Origin of the sequence: Streptosporangium amethystogenes, from assembly GCF_000721075.1 — a bacterium.
Taxonomy (GTDB): Bacteria; Actinomycetota; Actinomycetes; order Streptosporangiales; family Streptosporangiaceae; genus Streptosporangium; species Streptosporangium amethystogenes.
In genome coordinates, this window is record NZ_JOEQ01000016.1 from 77,493 (window position 1) to 90,991 (window position 13,499).

General features: G+C 71.5%; 12 protein-coding genes. 4 read left to right on the forward strand and 8 right to left on the reverse strand.

Annotation, left to right across the window (positions count from 1 at the left end):
- Positions 1-21: 21 nt before the first annotated feature.
- From IG98_RS54635 to IG98_RS0123460, 6 genes are all read right to left on the reverse strand, one after another.
- Complete coding sequence (locus tag IG98_RS54635) at positions 22-2,424, reverse strand: GH1 family beta-glucosidase (RefSeq protein ID WP_063766265.1); 2,403 nt, start codon at positions 2,422-2,424, stop codon at positions 22-24.
- A 210-nt stretch (positions 2,425-2,634) separates the two neighbouring features.
- Positions 2,635-3,264: a TetR/AcrR family transcriptional regulator gene (locus IG98_RS0123440; RefSeq protein ID WP_030915970.1), complete on the reverse strand. Its 630-nt coding sequence runs from the start codon at positions 3,262-3,264 to the stop codon at positions 2,635-2,637.
- 99 nt (positions 3,265-3,363) lie between these two features.
- Positions 3,364-4,152 (reverse strand): DUF4097 family beta strand repeat-containing protein, encoded by a 789-nt coding sequence (locus IG98_RS0123445; protein ID WP_030915974.1) that lies wholly within the window; start codon positions 4,150-4,152, stop codon positions 3,364-3,366.
- A gap of 6 nt (positions 4,153-4,158) precedes the next feature.
- Positions 4,159-4,800: a response regulator transcription factor gene (locus IG98_RS0123450; protein WP_030915977.1), complete on the reverse strand. Its 642-nt coding sequence runs from the start codon at positions 4,798-4,800 to the stop codon at positions 4,159-4,161.
- A complete protein-coding gene (locus IG98_RS0123455; protein WP_030915980.1) occupies positions 4,791-6,029 on the reverse strand; it encodes a sensor histidine kinase in 1,239 nt (412 codons plus the stop codon). The genes IG98_RS0123450 and IG98_RS0123455 overlap by 10 nt, the downstream gene beginning before the upstream one ends.
- A gap of 244 nt (positions 6,030-6,273) precedes the next feature.
- Positions 6,274-7,674 (reverse strand): MFS transporter, encoded by a 1,401-nt coding sequence (locus IG98_RS0123460; protein WP_169750168.1) that lies wholly within the window; start codon positions 7,672-7,674, stop codon positions 6,274-6,276.
- Positions 7,675-7,981: 307 nt separating this feature from the next.
- On the opposite strand from IG98_RS0123460, the gene IG98_RS0123465 reads away from it, so the two are divergent.
- Both IG98_RS0123465 and IG98_RS0123470 read left to right on the forward strand, forming a co-directional pair.
- Positions 7,982-8,899, forward strand: a complete 918-nt coding sequence (locus tag IG98_RS0123465; RefSeq protein WP_245651677.1) for an SDR family oxidoreductase — start codon at positions 7,982-7,984, stop codon at positions 8,897-8,899.
- Positions 8,900-9,154: 255 nt separating this feature from the next.
- The gene (locus IG98_RS0123470) at positions 9,155-10,117 is read left to right on the forward strand and encodes an asparaginase (protein ID WP_245651682.1); all 963 of its coding nucleotides are present in this window, start codon (positions 9,155-9,157) and stop codon (positions 10,115-10,117) included.
- A 182-nt stretch (positions 10,118-10,299) separates the two neighbouring features.
- Here IG98_RS0123470 and IG98_RS0123475 read toward each other — a convergent pair whose 3' ends face one another.
- Positions 10,300-10,809, reverse strand: coding sequence for a VOC family protein (locus tag IG98_RS0123475; RefSeq protein ID WP_030915996.1), 510 nt, complete (start codon positions 10,807-10,809; stop codon positions 10,300-10,302).
- A 72-nt stretch (positions 10,810-10,881) separates the two neighbouring features.
- On the opposite strand from IG98_RS0123475, the gene IG98_RS0123480 reads away from it, so the two are divergent.
- Positions 10,882-11,334, forward strand: a complete 453-nt coding sequence (locus IG98_RS0123480) for a MarR family winged helix-turn-helix transcriptional regulator (protein ID WP_030915998.1) — start codon at positions 10,882-10,884, stop codon at positions 11,332-11,334.
- A 201-nt stretch (positions 11,335-11,535) separates the two neighbouring features.
- Positions 11,536-12,624 (forward strand): M20 family metallopeptidase, encoded by a 1,089-nt coding sequence (locus tag IG98_RS0123485; RefSeq protein WP_030916000.1) that lies wholly within the window; start codon positions 11,536-11,538, stop codon positions 12,622-12,624.
- Here the strand turns inward: IG98_RS0123485 and IG98_RS0123490 are convergent.
- Positions 12,565-13,329 (reverse strand): TetR/AcrR family transcriptional regulator, encoded by a 765-nt coding sequence (locus IG98_RS0123490; protein WP_211264071.1) that lies wholly within the window; start codon positions 13,327-13,329, stop codon positions 12,565-12,567. The two genes, IG98_RS0123485 and IG98_RS0123490, sit on opposite strands and share 60 nt — an antisense overlap.
- Positions 13,330-13,499: the final 170 nt, after the last annotated feature.

Sequence of the window (13,499 nt, forward strand, 5' to 3'; positions counted from 1 at the left end):
CCGGGGCTCGCGGCCGGTGCGTCAGGTGGACTGCCGGATGACCAGCTCGGTGGGCAGGATCGTCGACGAGGCGGGGCCTCCGTCGAGCTGGCGCAGCAGCAGGCGCACCGCCGCCCGTGCCTGGTCCGTCCTGGGTGCGCGTACCGTGGTGAGCGCGGGCACGGTGTGGGAGGCGGCCTCGATGTCGTCGAACCCCACGATCGCGACGTCGTCGGGCACCCGCCGCCCCGACTCGCTCAGCACCCGCAGGGCGCCGATCGCCATCAGGTCACCGGCCACGAAGACCGCGTCGAGCGCCGGGTCGTCCCGCAGCAGCTGGCACATCGCGTCCGCGCCCGAGGCGAGGGTGAGGTCGCCGACGGCGATGATCGACCGGTGCCCGGTGTCGTGCAGCGCCTCGCGGTATCCCCTGAGCCGGTCCTGCGCGGCGATCGTGTCCGGGGGGCCGGCGATCGCGGCGATCCGCCGTCGTCCCCGAGCGAGCAGGTGCCTGACCGCCGAGGCGGCGCCGCCGACGTTGTCGATGTCGGCGTACGAGGAGGGCACCGACACCGCGGGCCTGCCGAGCGACACGACGGGGATGCCGGTACGGGCCAGCGCGGCGGGTAGCGGGTCGGAGCTCAGCGTCGAGTTGAGCACCACCCCGTCCAGGTGCCCCGAGGCGGCGTACCGCTCGACCCGGAGCCGGCCTTCGGCCGAGTCGGCGAGCATGAGGGTGACCCGCTTGCCCGCGTCCTCCAGATGCCGGGTGGCCGAGCGGACGATCGCGGAGAACATCGGGTCGTCGGCGTGCGTCCCGGTCGAGGGGTCGGAGACGACCAGCGCGATCGAGTCGGTGCGCCTGGTCACCAGGGAGCGGGCCGCCGAGTTGGGTACGTAGCCCAGCTCGTTGACCGCGTCCAGGACGATGGCGCGGAACTCGTCGCTGACCGTGCCCTCACCGTTGATCACCCGGGAGACCGTCGACCTCGACACGCCGGCGCGGGCGGCGACCGCCTCCAGCGTGGGACGCCGGACACGCTCGCGGTGCAGCCCGTTGTGCCGGATCACCTCGCGGTACCAGAGCGCGCTGTCCTTGGGCAGCCGCCGCTGCGTCTCGAAGTCGACGTGCACGATTCCGAAGCGCTTGTGGTATCCCTCGGCCCACTCGAAGTTGTCCAGCAGCGACCAGACCAGGAAGCCGCGCAGATCCGAACCGGCCTCGACGGCGGCGTGCGCGGCCCGCAGGTGGCCCTCGAAGAAGGCGGTTCTGTCGGTGTCGTGCACGTGGTCACCCGTCACCACGTCGTCGAACGCGGCGCCGTTCTCGGTGACCAGCAGGCCGACCTCGGGGTAGTCGCGCGAGAGCCGGGTGAGCAGCTGGGAGAGCCCGGTCGGCACGATCGCCCAGCCCATCGCGGTCGTCGGGGCGTGGGCGCCGCTGAAGAGGATGTCCTCGGTGCCGGGGTGGGCGGCGTTGGAAGGCTCGCCGGGCTCCGACCGCACCACGCAGGGCGTGTAGTAGTTGATCCCGAGCAGGTCGACGGGCTGGTTGATCGCTTCGAGGTCGCCGTCGCGGATGTGGCCGAGCCCGCCCGTGCGGTCCATGATCGCGAGCACCGGTTCCGGATAGCTCCCGCGCAGGGCGGGGTCGAGGAACTGCCGGTTGATGAGGCAGTCGACCCGGTTCACCGCCTCGGCGTCCTCGGCGGACGGCACGAGGTCCGGGTCGCTCACCTGGCCGGGCGTGATCACCGGCGCCAGGTTCAGGGTGAGCGCGATCTCGCGGGCGCCGGCCTCGCGCAGCACCCGGGCGCCCAGCCCGTGGGCGAGCAGGAGATGGTGGGAGGCGCGGAAGGCCTCCGCCGCCGACGCGCGGCCCGGCGCGTGCGCGCCGATGCCGTACCCCAGCACCGCGGCCACCCACGGCTCGTTGACCGTCATCCACGTCCCGACGCGGTCGCCGAGCCGGTCGTGCACGATCCGCGTGTAGTCGGCGAAGCGGTGGGCCGTGTCGCGGTTGGTCCACCCGCCGAGGTCCTCCAGCGCCTGGGGGAGATCCCAGTGGTAGAGCGTCACGTACGGCGCGATGTCGGCCGCCAGCAACTCGTCCACCAGCCGGTCGTAGAAGTCGAGCCCGGCGGCGTTGGCGGGTCCGGAGCCCGACGGCTGGATCCGGGGCCAGGCCACCGAGAACCGGTACGCCCCGAGCCCCAGCTCCGCCATCATGCGGACGTCGCCGGCGTAGCGGTGGTAGTGATCGCAGGCCACGTCGCCGGTGTGGCCGCCGGTGGTCCTGCCGGGCGTGTGGGAGAAGGTGTCCCAGATCGACGGACCACGTCCGCCATCTCGCGCGGCGCCCTCGATCTGGTACGCGGCGGTGGCCGCACCCCAGACGAAGCCGTCGGGAAAGGCCAGGGTCTCGCCTCGGGCCGAGATGGTCATTGCGGTCATCCTTCGACAAACCCCCGTCGGTTCTTGCGATCGTCAGGACGCGCGGAACATCCTGGCCGATGGAAACACCTCACCGACATTCTGAGCACGGCAGAGGTCCGGCGTCGAGAGGACCGCCCCCGCGTCTGTGAACGGCGACACAGTGACCGATACCGCCACAACAGGGGTGTGTCCGTCCGGCCGCTCCGGGGCCGCACGCCCTCAGCCGCCGTGAACGGTCAACATGCGGTCGATCAACTGCCGGAGATGGGCGAGGAAGGACTGCAGCGCCTGCGGGTCGGTGGAGGCGGAGCCGCGTCCATCGGTGCTGATCTCACCGTGCATGAACCCGGACACGCTCCAGATCAGCGTCTGCACCGTCAGTTCCAGGTTCACCTGGTCGTCGATCAGTCCGGCCTCCACGGCGGGGCGCAACGCGTCGCAGACGAGGTGGACGATGGGGTCCCTGTAGGCCTCCTCAAGCCCGGGGATGTCGGCGGCGTCGCCGAGCCAGCGGTGTGCCCACAGCGAGGGGACCTGCGGGTTGGCGAGGAAGAACTCCAGAAAGCGCTCCGAGAGCCGGTACACGACGGCACGGGCCTCCTCGGGATCGGCGGCGGGGAGCGCGCTGATCACATCTGTCACGATGTCGCGCTCCAGTCGGCTGCCATGGTCGACGACGGTCAGGTAGAGCTCACGTTTGTCGCCGAACCGCTGCTGTAACCACGCCATGTCCTCCCCCGAGGCCTCCGCGATATCGTGCAGCGACGTGCCGTCGTAGCCGAACGCGGCGAAGAGCCGCGCCGCGCTGTCGATGACCGCCTGGCCCCGCGGGTCGTCGGAGGGAAGCATGATTCCAATTCAAGTCCCGCGCGAGGGCGGAGAGGGCCACGTACTGGTTTTGAACCGGTCAAACCTATGTGCGTAATACGTCGTTGGCGAGGGCGCGGGTCACGAGGGGAGGATACGCAGTTCGCCCGCCGCGGTCAGGGTGGTGATCCGCCGAGGGGCGGCGGAGTCACGCCGCACCTGGATGATCGCGTTCCCGTCGCCGGCCCGCACGTCGTAACCATCCTCGCCCGGCACTCTGACCTCCACGTCCCCTGCCGTCCGCACCACGGCCCTGACGTCGCCGGGCGGGCCCGCGAACCCCAGATCGATGTTCCCCCGGCCGGTCTCGACGTCGGCCCCGGCGGACCGCAGGCCGGTGCCGCTCACGTTTCCCGCCTCCGCCCGCACCCGCAGCGCGCCCCGTGAGCCTTCCACGATCACGTCGCCCATGGCGGTCGAGAGGCGCAGGTCGCCCCGGACGCCGTTGACCGACACGGTCCCGAAGCGGCTCGTCACCTCGACGCCGGTGGTCATGGGCAGGCTCAGGGTGTAGTCGGCCCGGCAGTTCGGGCCGTCCGGACGGTCGCCGCTGGGGCAGCGGACGCCGATCGTGAGCGTCCGCCCGTCCCAGTCCTCGGTGACCACGGGCCGGTCCAGGGTCCACTGGAGCGTCCGCTCCAGGTCCAGCCGCCGATCGGTGCCACCGACGACCGAGACGTTGACGTAACCGGTGGTTTCCACGACGATCCCCGGCGAGGCGAGCGCGTGGGACCGCAGCGTGGTCTCGGAGACCCGGCGGGCCTGGGTGACCTCGCTCCACGCCGCGATGGAGGTGAGGCCCACGGTGAGCGCGGTGAGCGCACCGCCCACGATGATCCAGGCTTTTCTGGCGTTGCTCCGTATCGGCATGTTCTCTCAAACCTTCAGGAATCGCAGGACGGCGAGCACCCGGCGGTGGTCCTTGTCGGCGCCGGAGAGGTCGAGCTTGGTGAAGATGTTGTTGATGTGCTTTCCGACCGCGCTCTCCGAGACCACCAGGGCCTCGGCGATCCCGGTGTTGGACCGGCCCTCCGCGATCAGCGAGAGCACCTCGTACTCCCTGCGGGTCAGCCGGTCCAACGGGTCGCTGTGCCTGCGCAGCAGGAGCTGGGCGACCACCTCGGGGTCCAGCGCGGTGCCTCCGGCGGCGATCCGGCGCAGCGCGTCGAGGAACTCCTCGACATCGGCCACCCGATCCTTGAGCAGGTAGCCGATCCCGCTGGTCGCGGTGGACAGCAGCTGGGTGGCGTAGCGCTCCTCGACGTACTGGGAGAGCACGAGGATCGCGAGCGTCGGCCGCTGGCGGCGCAGTACGAGCGCGGCGCGCAGGCCCTCGTCGGTGTGCGTGGGCGGCATCCGCACGTCGGTGACGACGAGGTCGGGAACGTGTTCGTCCACGGCACGCAGCAGCCCCTCGGCGTCGGAGACGGCGGCCACGACCTCGATGCCCACCGAGCCGAGCAGGCGGATGAGCCCCTCTCGCAGCAGTACCGAGTCCTCGGCGAGCACTACGCGCACGGTAGCTCCACTCTGATCGTCGTCGGCCCGCCCGGCGGGCTGTCGACGTACAGGATGCCGTCCACGGAACCGACCCGGCGGGCCAGGCCGCGGAGCCCCGTTCCCAGGTCGGGGTCCGCGCCGCCCCGGCCGTCGTCGCGGACGGCCAGGTGGAGCCGGTCACCGCGGCGCTCCACCGTGACCTCGGCGCCGGACGCCCGCGCGTGCTTGGTGATGTTGGTCAGCGCCTCGGACACCACGAAGAACGCCACCGCCTCGACCGTGGGAGAGACCCGCTCGGAGATGCCGACGTCCAGCCGTACCGGGAACGGGGCCCGTGCGGCGAGGCCGGACAGCGCCGCGTCCAGGCCCTGGTCGTTGAGCACGGCCGGGTGCAGCCCCCGGACGAAGTCGCGCAGCTCCTTCAGCGCCTGCTTGGCCTCCTCGTGCGCCTGCACGATCACCTCGCGGGCCGGCTCCGGCAGGTCGGTGAGGGTCGCGCGGGCCATGCCCAGGTTCATCGCCAGTGACACCAGCCGCTGCTGGGTGCCGTCGTGCAGGTCCCGCTCGATGCGGCGGCGCTCGGCGTCCGCGGCGTCGACCACCCCGGCCCGGCTCTCCTGCAGCGTCTCGACCCGCAGCACCAGCTGGTCGCTGAGGCTGGGCCCGAGCAGGGCCTCGGCGGCGATCACGTCCAGCACGGCGAATCCGCGGGCCACCCACGGCCCGGAGACGAGCAACGTCCCCGAGACGAGGATGAACACCGTGCTCTGCCAGGTCTCCCCCATCGCCCAGCTCCGCATCGCGAGCGCGGCGGTGACCAGGCCGCCCGCCCACGCCCCGACGGCCGAGGCGGCGCCGACGCCGCTGATCAGCGGAGCCAGCAGGTGGTACGAGAGCAGGCGCCAGGTGCTCCGCGTCCTGGCCTCCTGGAGCAGCCGGCCGAAGGGGTTTTTGCTCAGCGGGCGGCGCGGGACCGGGGGGATGTCGACGTCGAGGAAGGCGGCGAACCGGGATCGCTGCACCCGGGTGAGCAGCCGGACGACCCAGAAGAACAGCAGCAGAGCGACCACCGGGACCACCACGGTCCATACGAACAGTACCGACGCCACGGTCAGCCCCACGATCACCGCCGCGCCCAGCAGGGCGATCGGCAGGCCCGTCACCAGGTGCACGGTGCGGAGCCAGGTCCGCGCCGACCAGTGGGCGCTGATCCTCGACCAGGGAGTGGTCGCCTCGATGCCGCTCATGGGACCACCGTAGGGACTGCGGCGGCCGGGGCACATGGGCGAGGTATCCCAGAAAAAGGTGGGGCAAACCCCAGCCCTGCGCGGCCGGGGTGCCTCCCGGCGCGAGCCGGGGCCCGGGTCTGGGGCGGAAACGGTGTCGAGATCCCCGATGCCCCCGGGGCCTCACGGGTGTGGGAGCCCGGGGGCGGGCTCCCACACCCGTGAAGTCGTGCGGGAGCGGCCTGTGGGCGGCACGGGGGCCCGGTCAGGCTGGGGAGGACTCCGGCTGGGCGGACCGGTCGCGAGGCAGGGCGGCGACGGCGACGACGATCAGCGTGGGCAGTGCCAGAGCCCACAGAAAAGCTGACCGGTAGCCGTCGGCGAGCGCTTGCGCGCCGGTCTCCCCACCGGTGACAGCGGCGGCCACCGCGCTCATCACCGCCAGGCCCAGTGGTGCGCCGAGCTGGAAGGAGGTGTTCAGCAGCCCGGACGCCAGCCCCTGGTCGCCCTCAGGCACCCCGGTGGTCGACACGATCATCGAGGGGGCGAACATCAACCCGGCGCCCAGCCCGCTGAGCAGCAGGCCAGGCAGGACCCCGGCCCACAGGGCGTCCGCCGGGGACAGGCCGAGCACGAGCAGCCCCAGCGCGGCGGCCGCGGCACCGCCCGCGAGCATCCGCCGCAGCCCGAACCGGGCGATCAGGGCTCCCGCCTTTCCAGAGACTGCGACGATGACCGCGGTTACTGGGGCGAAGGCCAGCCCGGTCTGCAAGGGGGACAGCCCGGCCACGTTCTGCAGGGAGAGCGTGGTGAAGTACTGCGTCACCAACACGATTGAGGCGGACAGGACGCAGATCAGATTCCCATACCTCACGTGGGGGTTGGCGAACATCGCCGGTTTCACCAGCGGCACGGCCACCCGGCGCTCGACGACCACGAATGCCCCGAGGGCGACGACCGAGGCCACCGCCATCGACCAGACGGTCGCCGTCCCGCCCTGGGACGCGCGGGTCACCGCCGCGACCAGCAGGACCATGCCGCCGGTCAGGAGGACGGCTCCGGCCAGGTCGAGGCGGCGCTCCCCGCCGGGGCGATGATCGCGAACCAGTCGCAGCACCATCACGATCACAGCGACGCCGGCGGGAAGGTTGATCATGAAGATCGCCCGCCAGTGCACCAGGTCGGTCAGTAGGCCGCCGACCAGAGCAGCGCCGGTCGCCCCCGCAGAGGCCACCGCACCCCAGACGCCGAGCGCCCGGTTGCGCGCGTCGCCCTCGGCGAACGCCGTGGTGACCAGTGCCAGTGCCGTGGGTGACACCAGGGCGCCGCCCACACCCTGCAGGGCTCGCGCGGCGAACATGGTCGCCGGGCCGCTCGCCAGCCCGGCCAGGGCCGACGCCGCGGTGAAGACCACCAGCCCCGCGACCAGCACGTGCCGGTGTCCGAACAGGTCGCCGACCCGCCCTGCGGCGATCATGAATCCGCCGTACGCCAGGCCGTAGGCGGTGACGACCCACTGCAGGTCCGCCGGGGAAATGCCCAGGTCGGCGCCCATCGACGGCAGGGCGACCGTCACCACCACCAGGTCCAGCACGAGCATGATCTGCGCGGTGCACAGCACGGTGAGCAGCAGTCCGGGCCGCTGGACCGGACGGGGGTCAGCCACAGTCCCGGCCTCTGGAGAGGGGGGTCGCCTGCCCGCGCTCGACGGGCTTCTTCCCGGTGATCGTGTATCGCGGGCGGCTGTCCGGCAGGCCCCGGGACGGCACCGAACCCGCTGTGCTCTCGTGCATGACCCTACTCTCTCGTATATAAACATCTGTTCGTTTATAAACCTAGCCGGACCCGGTACTGTTAACAAACAGTCATTCACTAACGGGGTGGGGGCTCGGCGGGATCTCACGCGCCGTCGTGGGGCATTCGCCCGAGCTGTGGCCTCCGCACACCCGAGGCCAGACAGAGAAGGAGATCCCGTGCAGGACCATCAGGGAGATGTCGTGCAGGCGGGCGGAGCCGTCGCGCTCGTCGCGGGCGGGACCCGTGGTGCCGGACGCGGCATCGCCGCCGAACTCGGTGCGGCGGGCATGACCGTGTACGTCACCGGACGCAGCACCAGGAACGGTCGCTCGGACCTCGACCGGCCGGAGACGATCGAGGACACCGCCGAGCTGGTCTCGGCGCGCGGCGGGACCGGCATCGCCGTCCGCTGTGACCACTCCGACCCCGAGCAGGTACGCGCGCTCGTCGACCGGATCGGGCGCGAGCAGGGCAGGCTCGACCTGCTCGTCAACGACGTGTGGGGCGGTGACCCGCTCGCCGAGTGGGACAGACCGCTCTGGGAGCATGACCTGGACAACGGGCTGCGCATGCTGCACCGGGCCGTGGACACCCACATCATCACCAGCCGTTTCGCGCTGCCGCTGATGATCGCCCGGCGGAGCGGCCTGGTCGTCGAGATCACCGACGGCACCGAGCGTGATGTCGACGAGGTGCTGGGCGGCTATCGCGGTTCGTTCTTCTACGACCTGGCCAAGCACGCGGTCATCCGGCTCGCCCGCAACCAGGCCGCCGAGCTGAAGCCGCACGGTGTGGCGGCGGTCGCGCTGACCCCCGGCTTCCTGCGTTCCGAGGCCATGCTGGACCACTTCGGCGTCACCGAGGAGAACTGGCGGGACGGCGCGCTGAAGGATCCGCACTTCGCCGCCTCGGAGACGCCCGCCTACATCGGCCGGGCGGTGGCCGCGCTCGCCGCCGACCCGGAGATCATGGCCAGGACCGGCAGCTCGTACAGCACGGGCGGGCTGGCGGCGGAGTACGGCTTCACGGACATCGACGGCTCGCAGCCCGACTTCATGACGTACTACCGGGCTTTTCTCGCCCGGACCTCCTGACGGTGTTTCCTGTCCGGTGCGCCGTTCGCGGTGGAACGTCGGGTAGCCCTGGCGGCAGGTGACACCGCGCCGAAGTCCGTGCCGCCCTCGGACATAACCCCGATAGGGGCACCTGTGGGTTATAAATAGGGAAGACCGACTCCGGGGGCGCCCGCATCGGTGGGTGCCGGGTAGGGGGTCCGGTGCTCTCCGCTCCGCCTGGCCGTCCGCGGGACCGAACGCGTTACGGCCGAAGGGATCCCGCCCTTGAAGCGTGTGCTGCTGCTGGCGACCGGTGACACCATCGCCCACTCCTACGCCCCCGGTCGTCCGGGCGTCGCCTCCGGGGCCGAGCTGCTGCGGGCGCTGCCGCCCGGCGTGATCGTGGCGGACGTGGTGGCCGAGGACGTGATGGCGGAACCCAGCTGGGACATGTCCCCCTCGACCATGCTGGAGCTGGCCCGCAGGGCGCGCTCGGCCATCCTGGAACGCGGATTCGACGGTGTCGTGATCACTCACGGCACCGACGCGCTGGAGGAGACCGCGTACCTGGTGGATCTGCTCGCGGGCCGGGCGGCCGAGCAGGGCGCCATCGTGCTGACCGGTGCCGTCCGCTCCCTGGACGAGCTCTCCCCCGACGGCCCGCGCAACCTCGCCTCCGCGCTCGCGGCCGCGGCCGACGACGCGCTGCGGGGCGCCGGGGCCGTCGTGTGCGTGAACGACGAGATCCACGCGGCCCGCTGGGTCACCAAAGTCGACGCCACCAGCGTCGCGGGGTTCTCGTCGGCGCCCTTCCCGGTGCTGGGCCGGATGATCGGCGGCCGGGTCGAGACGCTGTCCGCCCCACCGCGCCGGCCGCCCGCCTTCGGTGGGGACCCGGCGTCGGACGTCGCGCTGATCAAGACCTATCCGGGGATCGAACCGGTGCTGCTCACCGCCGTGGTGGACGCCGGAGCGCAGGGCGTCGTGCTGGAGGGGACCGGCTTGGGCAACGTGCCGGTCGGGCTCTTCACGACGATCGCCGAGCTGACGGAGTGGGGGATCCCGGTGGTCGTCGCGTCGAGGTGCCGTACCGGTGCGGTCCCGCTTGACGAGATGCGCCTCGGTACCGGGCTCGCCGCCCGCGTCGGGGCGATCGGGGCCCGCGGCCTGGCGCCCTCGAAGGCCCGGTGCGCGCTGATGGTCGCCCTCGGGACCGGCGGGATCGACGCGGTACGCGACTGGTTCGGCAGGCTCTGACCCCCGCGAGGAAATTATGGGCGGCTGAAAATCGTAGAAAAGGGAGTATCCCCGAACCGGGTGGGCAGGTCCGGGGAGTCCGTGATCCGGCGGAGGGCTGGGGAGGCCTCCGCCGGATCACCTTCCTCTCCCCTACGCGGGTCGGTCGTTCCCCGGATGGATGTCCCGGCCACGCGAGATGATCAGACGGGGATCGAGACGCCGAGGCCGCCGCGGGTGTCGGCGCCGTAGCGCTCCTTCTCCCTGGCGATGTCGAGAGGCTTGATACCGCTGCGCCCGCTCAGCGTCTCCGAGGTGAGCAGGTCGGCGGGAACCAGCCAGGAGACCTCGAACTCCAGCCCGTCGGGGTCCTTGGCGTACAGGGCCTTGGTGGTGGAGTGGTCGGAGGCGCCGACGAGGGCGTTGAGCTCGCCGAGCTTGACGGCGATCCGCTCCAGCTCCCGCAGCGTGTCGACCTCCCAGGCCAGGTGGTAGAGGCCGACGGTCGAGCGCCCCGCTCCCGAGGGGCCCGCCTGCGCGCCGATCTCGAAGAGGCCGAGGTCGTGGTCGTTGGTGGACCCGGAGGCCTGCAGGAACGCGGCGCCCGGCATGCCCATGACCACCGTGAAGCCGAGCGCCTCCTGATAGAAGGCGACGCTGCGTTCGACGTCGCGCACGAAGAGAACGGCGTGGTTGAGCCGCTGGACCGGCATGGTTCCTCCCAAAAACTTGAACTCTCAAGTAGATTACTCCCGCTTTGTTGAGAGTTCAAGTAAGCTGGCGTCGTGACGCGATGGCTGGACGATGACGAGCAGCGCACCTGGCGTGCGTTCCTGGCCGCCTCGCAGCTCGTCCAGGAGGAGCTGGACCGGCAGCTGCAGCGCGACTCCGGCATGCCGCACGCCTACTACGCCATGCTGGTGAAACTCTCCGAGGCACCCGACCGGATGATGCGGATGAGCGAGCTGGCGACGGAGCTCAACTCCTCGCAGAGCCGTCTGTCGCACGCGATGAAACGGCTGGAGGAGCGCGGCTGGGCGCGGCGCGAGCCGTGCGCCGCCGACAAGCGGGTGAGCTGGGCGATCCTCACCGACGCGGGACTCGCGGCCCTCACCGCCGCCGCCCCCGGCCACGTCGAGGCCGTACGCCAGACCCTCTTCGACCGCCTGACCCCTGACCAACTCCACCACCTGCGGGAAATCTGTACCGCCCTCCTCCCCACCTCGAACCCCTCGTGACCGAACTCCGCGGGGACGCGCCCACGCTCCTCCGGAGGCCGCCGGCGGGTACGCCGGGCGAACCCGGCTGGCCGGACTGAGCGCCACACCGTGGCGCTGTGCGAGCGAGAAGGCGTACGGCCCTGGCACGGGGCGGATCCCGGCCGCATGTCAGATCGATAGCCCTTGCTATAGTCAATAAGCCTGACTACATTGCTGGCCATGGATCACGCCCTGTTGCGCGAGCGCCTCGCCGCCCTGGTCTCCGTTGAGTCGCCCTCGGGACACGCCGAGGGTCTCGAGCAGTGTCACGCCCTGTTGCGGGCCTGGGGGGAGCCGGTCCTCGGCGGGCGGGCGGAGGTCGTCGGCGACGGCGGCACGCCGCACCTGCTCTGGCGGGCGCCCGGCGAGGGCGGCGTGCTGCTGCTGGGTCACGTCGACACGGTGTGGCCGCTGGGGACGACCGCCCGCCGCCCGTTCCGCGTCGAGGACGGCCGCGCGTTCGGCCCCGGCGTCTTCGACATGAAGGCGGGGCTGGTCGCGGCGTTCGCCGCGCTGGCCGAGTGCCGCGATCCGGCGGGTGTGAGCGTGCTGGTCACCGGGGACGAGGAGGTCGGCTCGCCGACCTCGCGGGCGCTGATCGAGGAGGTGGCGGCCGGCGCGGACGCCGTCCTGGTGCTGGAGCCCAGCCAGGAGGGCGCGGTCAAGACCGCGCGCAAGGGCGGCTCGTTCTACAGCGTCGACATCACCGGCCGGGCGGCGCACGCCGGGCTCGAGCCGGAGCGCGGGGTGAACGCGCTGCTCGAACTCGCGGAGCAGGTCGGGGCCTTGTCGCGGCTGGCCGACCCCGGACGGGGAACCACCGTCACGCCCACGGTCGCCCGCGCGGGCACCACCACGAACACCGTGCCCGCGCATGCCCATCTGCGCGTGGACGTGCGCGCCTGGGAACTGGCCGAGCTGGAGCGGGTCGACGAGCGGATGCACGCGCTGGCCCCCAGCATCGCCGGCGCGATCGTCAGGGTGGACGGCACGATCAACCGCCCGCCGCTGGAGCCGGCGAGTTCGCGTGGGCTCTACGCCACGGCCCGCAAGGTGGCCGCCGAGCTCGGGCTGCCCGACCTCGACGAGGTGGCGGTCGGGGGTGCCTCGGACGCCAACTTCACCGGCGCGCTCGGCGTCCCCACGCTCGACGGGCTCGGCCCGCTGGGCGACGGTGCTCACGCCGAGCACGAGTGGGTCGAGCTGGCCTCACTCGCCGAGCGGGCCCGGCTCGTCGCCGGTCTGATCGACGCCCTGGCGCGCCCGTGAACGCGCCGCGCGCGCCTCGATCGCGTCGAGCATCATCTCCATGCCGAGGTCGAAGGCGATGGGGTCGCCGAGGTTGGGCAGGTGGTCGGCGAAGTGGGCGATCGTCGGGTACTTCTCGGGGTCGAGCTGGCGGTACTCGACCTGCCACGCGAGCTCGTCCCTGCGCCGCACGTCGGGGTCGAGCGTGTGGAAGGCCGCCTCCAGGCTCGCCACGGCGCGCACGAAGTTACCGAGCGCGCGCTGCACGGCCGCCACCTCGTTGTCGTCGACTCCAGCCCGCCTGACGGCGTCGAGGGTGAACTCGACGTTGGAGAACTCCACGGGTCGGCGCGTGGTGCGCATGACCATCTGCTGCGCGAACGGCGCGTAGCGCAGGTAGTGCTCGCGCACCCGCTGGGAGATGGTGCGCAGGTCGGCGCGCCAGTCGTCGGTCGGCGTGACGCTGCCGCCGTACGAGCGGGCCCTGAGCCCGTCCACCAGCTCGAGCAGCAGCTCGTCCTTGTCCTTGAAGTGGCGATAGATCGAAGTCGGGTGCGCCTGGAGCTCGTCGCCGATCTCCTGGAACGTCAGCGCATCGAGGCCGTCGCGCAGGGCGATCTTCTCTGCCGCCGCGAGGATCGTCTCCCTGTTGAGGCTGTCGCGAGCACGGCGCGGCCGGCCCTCGCCTTTTGCCCGCTTCTCCTTGGGCTGGCGTGCAGTTGCCACCAAAAGCCTCCCGTAGTCGACCACTGTGCCACCGCTGGTGCTGGCATTTTCGCACCCGCTGATCGGCCTGCCGGACCACAGCATAGTCAATGAGACTGACTAGAAACATGTCTAAGACCCTTGCCTGTGCTCTGACTTGCGCTTACCCTCCCCTCATCACCTTCAGAAAG